This is a genomic window from Veillonella sp. 27098_8_77 (genome assembly GCF_041431535.1).
Lineage (GTDB): Bacteria > Bacillota > Negativicutes > Veillonellales > Veillonellaceae > Veillonella.
The window spans coordinates 325,484-333,136 of the sequence record NZ_JAPVXW010000001.1 but is presented as its reverse complement, the minus strand read 5'-3'; the positions used below and the strand labels follow the sequence as shown (position 1 = coordinate 333,136).

At 36.7% G+C, this 7,653-nt stretch carries 7 protein-coding genes; all 7 read left to right on the top strand.

Annotation, left to right across the window (positions count from 1 at the left end; all coding sequences use genetic code 11):
• Window positions 1–65: 65 nt before the first annotated feature.
• From priA to O3617_RS01550, 7 genes are read left to right on the top strand one after another with little or no spacing between them, the layout of a single operon-like run.
• Entirely contained in the window at window positions 66–2,249 is a 2,184-nt protein-coding gene (priA, locus tag O3617_RS01580; RefSeq protein WP_371448278.1) for a primosomal protein N', read from the top strand.
• 11 nt (window positions 2,250–2,260) lie between these two features.
• Complete coding sequence (def, locus tag O3617_RS01575; protein ID WP_371448277.1) at window positions 2,261–2,749, top strand: peptide deformylase; 489 nt, start codon at window positions 2,261–2,263, stop codon at window positions 2,747–2,749.
• On the top strand, window positions 2,742–3,749 hold the full coding sequence (gene fmt / locus O3617_RS01570; RefSeq protein WP_371448275.1) for a methionyl-tRNA formyltransferase: 1,008 nt from the start codon (window positions 2,742–2,744) through the stop codon (window positions 3,747–3,749). The genes def and fmt overlap by 8 nt, the downstream gene beginning before the upstream one ends.
• Window positions 3,706–4,530, top strand: coding sequence for a DUF116 domain-containing protein (locus tag O3617_RS01565; protein WP_371448274.1), 825 nt, complete (start codon window positions 3,706–3,708; stop codon window positions 4,528–4,530). The genes fmt and O3617_RS01565 overlap by 44 nt, the downstream gene beginning before the upstream one ends.
• Entirely contained in the window at window positions 4,514–5,872 is a 1,359-nt protein-coding gene (rsmB, locus tag O3617_RS01560; RefSeq protein ID WP_371448272.1) for a 16S rRNA (cytosine(967)-C(5))-methyltransferase RsmB, read from the top strand. Before O3617_RS01565 ends, rsmB begins: the two co-directional genes overlap by 17 nt.
• Before the next feature lie 30 nt (window positions 5,873–5,902).
• On the top strand, window positions 5,903–6,949 hold the full coding sequence (rlmN, locus tag O3617_RS01555; RefSeq protein ID WP_371448270.1) for a 23S rRNA (adenine(2503)-C(2))-methyltransferase RlmN: 1,047 nt from the start codon (window positions 5,903–5,905) through the stop codon (window positions 6,947–6,949).
• Window positions 6,942–7,643, top strand: a complete 702-nt coding sequence (locus O3617_RS01550) for a Stp1/IreP family PP2C-type Ser/Thr phosphatase (protein ID WP_371448268.1) — start codon at window positions 6,942–6,944, stop codon at window positions 7,641–7,643. Before rlmN ends, O3617_RS01550 begins: the two co-directional genes overlap by 8 nt.
• Window positions 7,644–7,653: the final 10 nt, after the last annotated feature.

Genomic DNA, 7,653 nt, shown 5'->3' with positions numbered 1-7,653 from the left:
CTACTAAGTCTTTTTTTATCTCCTTTTGAATATGATATAATAATTAGATTAGAGGAGGTGAACTAATGCGCGTAGCAAGTATTATTATTAATCGACCTGCAAAACAACTACATAAGCCTTTAAGTTATTTATTGCCCGATAAGTTTGGTGACGTAGAGGCAGGAACGCGTGTATTAGTTCCCTTAGGTGGTAGCCGTGAAGAAGGCATACTAATTGGTTATGAAGATCTTTTGGAAAAACCTTCATTTACATTGCGTTCTATTATAGATATTCTCGATAGTGATCCATGGTTCACACGCGAAATGATGGATACAGCAGAACAAATTAGCCATTACTTCTTATGCTCCTTTGGCGATGCGTTACGGCTATTTACTGTTCATAAAACGTTAAAATCATATGATGCTCCAAAGGAAGAATGGCTTATTGTTACATCTGAATTTGATATAGACCAATTGAGCCCTAAAAAACGTAAACAACGAGAATTAGCTGCTTTTTTAATTGATGTAGGCGGCGCTCCTAAGTCCTTGTTGAGAGCCAAGGGATATTCTTATATGGTCATTAAACAAGTGGCTGGAGAAAAGGGCATTCATATAGAGAAACGTTTTAAAGATACGAAAACGTCATTCAAAGAATTGCTCAGTGGTGAAGAAACCATACCATTGACAGATGCACAACAAGCTGTATATGAACCAATTAAACAAACGATGGATCAAGACAAATATGAAACGTTTTTATTACACGGCGTAACGGGTAGTGGTAAAACGCAGATTTATTTGAAAGCTGCTGCACGTTGTATAGGACGTGGTAAAACAGCTATTATTCTTGTTCCTGAAATCATCTTGACAGATCAGATTGTTCGTCGATTTGTGTCTACCTTTGGTGATGAAGTTGTTGTCTTTCACAGTAAACTAACCATTAGTGAGCGAAATAACAACTGGGAACGTATACGAAGAAAGGACAGCCATATCATTATTGGTGCTCGGTCTGCAGTGTTTGCTCCGGCAGAGGATATTGGCCTTATAGTGCTAGATGAAGAACATGATACATCTTACAAGCAAGAGGATATGATTCGATATAATGCAAAAAATGTAGCGTTATGGCGCGGACAGGCCCATAATTGCGTCGTTATTTTAGGATCTGCCACGCCTGCTATAACATCGTATTACAAGGCTTTACAAGGACAATATAAGCTATTAGAGTTGCCCACTCGTATTTTTGACCAAGCCATGCCTCATGTCCATATTGTGGATATGAAAGAGGAAATGATCCACGGCAATTATTCCGTATTTTCTGATGCTATGACAAATCTGATTGAGCGTACATTAGCCGATGGAAATCAGATGATTATTCTTTTAAATCGCCGAGGCTATAGTACATTTGTAATGTGCCGTGATTGTGGGGAAACAATTATGTGCCCACATTGCGAGGTGGCTATGGTGTATCACCAGGCGGGTGCGGAATTACGGTGTCACTATTGTGAACATCATGAACCAATACCTACTATATGTCCAAAATGTGGCAGTAAAAAAATTAAATTCTTTGGATCAGGTACGCAAAAGGTGGAAGAAGAGTTACGACGCCATTTTAAACGTGCAAGGATTGCGCGCTTAGACCAAGATGTTACTAAGCATAAAGATGTGGGCGAAGAAATTCTTCAAGATTTCGGAAATCATAAATATGATATTTTATTGGGCACCCAAATGGTATCCAAAGGTCATGATTTTAAGGATGTTACAGCAGTGGGTATATTGACTGCTGATTCCGTCTTGAATATCCCTGTTTATTCTGCATCTGAACGAGCATTCGACTTATTAACTCAAACTTCAGGCCGAGCAGGACGTGGTGATAAGGTAGGCAGCGTTGTTATACAAACATATAATCCTTTAAATTATGCTATAATAAAAAGTAAGGCTCATGATTATTTGGGCTTTTACAATGAAGAAATAGAAAATCGTAAGGCCTTAGGATACCCGCCATTTCGTGAAATGATTTACATGGTAGTGCGCCATATAAAGGAAGAAATGGCTGAGTCCATAGCACAAAAAATTGTAGATGATTTAGAGTCTAGATTTGAGTCGCAATCGATTGATTTAAATGGACCTTATGAAGCAGGCATAAAAAAAATCCGCGATATGTATCGTTTATCGATTATGATTCGTGGAGAAAATTTAGATGCCGTAAAAGATTACATATATCATTCTTGGATTTTTACACAAGAAGGGCTACTCATTGATGTAGACCCTATTTAATAAGAGGAAAAATGGCAGTATTAGAAGTTGTAAAAGCAGGTCACCCTGTTTTAAAGGAAATAGCAGAACCTGTAGAACATGTAAATAAAAAATTGCGTGCATTAATAGAAGATATGGCTGATACAATGTACAAAACTGAAGGCGTTGGATTAGCAGCGCCACAGGTTAATGTATCTAAGCGTATTATCGTAGTTGATGATCATGCAGGCAGTGGATTAATAGCACTCATAAACCCTGAAATCATTCATGGTGAAGGATCTCAAATTGGCTTAGAAGGGTGTTTAAGTGTACCTGGTTATTTTGGCGATGTAGAACGGTACGAAAAAGTAACCGTAAAAGGTATAGATCCTCATAATAAAAAGGTTACCATTAAGGCCGAAGGCTTCTTGGCTAGAATTTTTCAACATGAAATTGATCATTTAGAAGGTCATCTATTTATTGAAAAGGCGACTAATTTACGTCGTATTGCAGATCATCCGGAGGAAAAGGAAATTGTCTAACAATAAACCGTTACGTATTGTATTCATGGGAACACCAGATTTTTCCGTCCCTACATTACGTGCACTAGTTGAGGCTGGCCATTCTGTAGTTGGTGTATACTGTCAACCAGATAAGCAAAAAGGACGCGGTAAGCAGATTCAAATGCCACCAGTTAAAGAGGCTGCTTTGTCATTGAACTTACCTGTATATCAGCCTATTACATTGCGAGACGACGCCGTTCAAAAAGAGTTGACTGATCTAGTTCCCGATGTAATAGTTGTAATTGCGTATGGCAAGATATTACCGCCTTGGCTTATTCGACTTCCAAAATATGGGTGTATCAATATTCATGCATCTATCTTGCCTAAGTATAGGGGGGCAGCTCCTATCCATTATGCAATTTTAAACGGTGATATTAAGACCGGCGTTACGATTATGCATATGGATGATGGTTTAGATACGGGTGATATCATTGATATTGCAGAAATTGACATTCAACCAAATGAAACTACGGGTGCTTTATTCGAGCGTATTGCGGAATTGGGGGCCCGAACAATTTCCCCAGTCCTAGATAAGTGGGTGAAAGGTGAAATTAAGGCTACACCTCAAGATGATAATTTGGCAAGTCATACATCTAAAATCACTAAGGAAATGGGATTAATCGATTGGAATCAACCGGCTCATAAGATTGTTAATTTAATTCGTGGATTAAATCCAGCACCCGGATGTTATACCTTTTTACAAGGAAAACGTTTAAAGATTTGGTCTGCTCAAACCATTAATGTTGAATCTATAAATGAAGGTAAGGCTACAGTTATTTGTAATCATCACCAGGTTGCTGTAGATTTTGCACCTGCAGGTACAATTGTACATACATCTAAAGGATTGATTGTATCAACTGGTGAACATAGATTTATTCTTCTTACAGAGGTACAACCAGAAAATAAAAAACGCATTAGTGCACAAGACTTTATTAATGGTCACCAAATTAAAGGTGGTATTGCATTTGACAAAGTGTAATGTATCTTACAAAACATATCCACTATATTTAAATCTCTCAGCACTGTCTTGTTTAGCGATTTCTATTATCATTGGTTTTACAATGTATATAGTATGGCCCGGATTAGAGAGAATATCATATACACTAGCGGTTACAAGTGAAGTTATAGGTGGAGTGATCATTTTTATCATCTGGTTCTTATGGCTTATTTTATGTATTGCTTCAGCAGGTGTTAAACATATCCACCCTATTATATTACGTTTAGCTAATCGCTTTATATATTTGTTATTTCCTATATCTTTAGGGTTGGGAAAAATTTTTACAGGTGTTACAAAGGATGAATTACGACAATCTATGATTGATTTAATCAATCATTTAGTAGTAATGAAATTATATAAGGTGAGCCCTGAACGAATACTCTTATTAACACCTCATTGTTTGCAAGAAAATACATGTGTTCATAAGGTGACACATGACGTATATAATTGTAAGCAATGTGGGCGATGTGAAGTGGGTGGCTTACTGGGTATTGCAAAAGAGTATGGCTGTCAATTCATCGTTGTCACTGGTGGAACGTTAGCCCGTATGAAGGTTAAAGAAGCAAAACCTAAGGCTATTATTGCTATAGCTTGTGAACGTGATCTTTCTAGTGGAATGGCTGATGTATTTCCCATTCCTGTTATTGGGGTATTAAACGAACGCCCTAATGGACCCTGTTGTAATACTACGGTTGATATCAACAAGGTTCGTAATGCTGTTGAATTATTGATTGATAAGGATAAGTATGAACGAAACTCCTAAAAACGGACAAAAACAAAATATACGACTGTTGGCTGTAAAGGCATTATCTGATATCAATCGAAATGGTGCGTACGCCAACATAACATTACAAGTCTATATATCAAAGTATAATCTTTCAGATCTAGACAGACGGTTCTTTACGGAACTTGTATATGGTGTAGTACGTCGAAGGAATTATTTAGATGCTATTATCGTGCATTTTGCTAAAAGGCCTGTAAAAAAACTATCCTCCATGGTTGTTGAGATTTTACGACTCGGTATATATCAAATTATCTATATGGATAAGGTACCGGACAGTGCTGCCGTTAATGAGTCAGTTAAATTAGCCAAAAAACTAACACATGGCTTATCAGGTTTTGTGAATGCTATATTGAGATCTGTCATTCGAGAACAAGATACTATTGGTATAGAGGATTTAGCAAAGAATGATGTAGAAATAATATCCTTTATATACAATATTCCCTTATGGCTAATCAATTTATGGATTGGTGAACGTGGTCGTGAACAAACGGAAGATTTATGTGCTTGGTTTAACCAACAGCCTATATTAACAGCGCGCATTAATACAATTCTTATTGATATTCCGCAATGTTTGTCATTGTTAAAAGAGCAAGGCTGGGATGTTTCACAGGATAGCACCTATGATGACATTATTTATATAAATAGTCATCGTGGAAGTTTAGAAAAATCAGATGCTGTTATAAATGGATATATTACATTTATGGATAAGGCGTCCATGATGGTAGCACGCCTTGTAGATCCAAAACCGGGTGATTGTATTTTAGATTGCTGTGCAGCACCTGGTGGTAAGTCGATGTATATGGCTTCATTGATGGATAATACCGGTTCGATTATGAGTTGCGATATTCATGCACATAAGATTGAACTAATGGAGTCTAATGCTAGTCGTCTTGGAGTTTCTATTGTACAAACTAAAGTACAGGATGCTACACAATTACCTAATAACTGGGATTCTTATTTTGATCGCGTATTGGTGGATGCTCCTTGTTCTGGTTTGGGCATACTACAAAAGAAACTTGATATGCGATGGCGTAAGCAAGAATCTATTCTTTCAGAATTACCACCATTGCAGTTAGATATCTTAGAACGTGCTGCAAGGACAGTAAAGGTAAATGGGTATTTAATATACTCAACATGTACATTAAACTATAAGGAAAATGAAGAGGTAGTTGAAACATTTTTACAAAAGCATAGTGAATTTACAATTGTTTCTGTGCCTCAAGATTTTCCACTTACATCAAATAATGGTATGATTACAACAAATCCACCTAAAGATGACATGGATGGTTTCTTTATGGTGAAAATGCAGCGACTATCTTAACTAATTAGTCATTAGTGAATGGGAGTATTTATGATTGAATTACTAGGTAAATCTCTAGTTGAATTACAAACGTTATTTGAAGACTATAAATTCCAAAAATTTCGTGCAAAACAATTAATAGATTATATTTATCATCGTCATATTTTTGTATTTCAAGATATGACACAATTCCCTAAAATGTTAAGAGATTGGTTGGATACTAATTGTAAATTGTCAATTCCTAAGGTTATCACCCAATCTATATCTCCTGATGGAAAAACACAGAAATTACTATTAGAGCTTACTGATGGCAGCCGTATTGAAACTGTTTTAATGGAGCAACATTATGGTAATTCCATATGCGTTTCTTCTCAAGTGGGATGCGCCATGGGCTGTGTCTTCTGTGCTTCTACACAGGGGGGATTATTTCGTGATTTAACCGTGTCTGAAATCGTAGGACAAGTTGTTCTTTTTAGTTCCCTAAAAAAGGAAGATATCCATTCATTAGTAGTTATGGGGGCTGGTGAACCTTTACAAAATTATGATAATGTACTACAAGCATTAAAAATAATTCATGATTCAACTACATTTGATATAAGTTATAGAAAGATGACTATATCTACATGTGGATGGGTTCCTAATATTTATAAATTAGCAGATGAGGATTTGCCGATTACATTGGCATTATCCTTACATGCTACATCAGATGAAACACGTCGTAAGATTATGCCTGTCGGATCTCGATATAAATTGGAAGAGGTTCTAGAGGCTGTAAAATATTATTATGACAAGACACAACGACGTATTACGTTTGAGTATATTTTAATAGATTCAATAAATGTATCATTAGAGGAAGCACATGAATTAGGTCGAATTGGTAAGGAATTCCCTAATTGTCATATTAACCTGATTCCTGTAAATGGTAATGAACATATTAATTTGTATAAACCTTCTAGTAAACATATGAACGTATTTAAGGATATTATCGCCTCTTATGGTGTTTCTGTTACAATCCGTAAAGAGATGGGCGATGCTATTCAAGCCGCATGTGGGCAATTAAAAGCGGCCCATGGACGGAAAGAGGAGATTCATGAATAATATCGTAGGTTTAAGTAAAATTGGATTAGTCAGAAAGCAGAATGAAGATCGATTTTTTATTAGCGATAACATTTGTGCTGTCACCGACGGTATGGGTGGCTATAGAGGTGGAGAAATTGCCAGCACCTATGCGGTTGATGAAATAAAAGAATATTTACAATCAATTTCTACTATTGACGAATCATCCCTTGTAGATGCCATACTACACGCTAATACGCGTATAGTAAATCGCGTAGCACGAGAGGAACGACTTAGTGGGATGGGAACGACTGCTGTAGTAGTCGCTAAGGTAGATGATAATCTGCTGTGGGCCAGTGTAGGTGACAGTAGACTCTATATTTATAGAAATGATGAATTGACTCAAATTACCACTGATCACTCTATGGTACAACAGCTATTGGATGCTGGAGAAATTACAAAGGATGAGATGTTAGTCCATCCACAACGTAATTTACTGACTAGAGCAGTTGGTGTTGAAGAAGATTTACATGTCGATAGTGGTACACTTTCAGTAAAAACCGGTGATCGTATTTTACTATGTACAGATGGATTGTCCGGGTATGTTAGTGATGAAACAATCCGACAAGTATTACATGATACAAATGATAATACGGAGGTTTTAAATATATTGATTGCTGACGTCTATGATGCCGGTGCCGGTGATAATGTTACCATTATTGTAGGAACTATCTAATCTAGATATG

Bases quoted from the DNA above. Each gene is read 5' to 3' on its own strand.
- priA (WP_371448278.1), top strand. From the start codon at position 66: ATGCGCGTAGCAAGTATTATTATTAATCGACCTGCAAAACAACTACAT.
- def (WP_371448277.1), top strand. From the start codon at position 2,261: ATGGCAGTATTAGAAGTTGTAAAAGCAGGTCACCCTGTTTTAAAGGAA.
- O3617_RS01565 (WP_371448274.1), top strand. From the start codon at position 3,706: ATGGTCACCAAATTAAAGGTGGTATTGCATTTGACAAAGTGTAATGTA.
- rsmB (WP_371448272.1), top strand. From the start codon at position 4,514: ATGAACGAAACTCCTAAAAACGGACAAAAACAAAATATACGACTGTTG.
- rlmN (WP_371448270.1), top strand. From the start codon at position 5,903: ATGATTGAATTACTAGGTAAATCTCTAGTTGAATTACAAACGTTATTT.
- O3617_RS01550 (WP_371448268.1), top strand. From the start codon at position 6,942: ATGAATAATATCGTAGGTTTAAGTAAAATTGGATTAGTCAGAAAGCAG.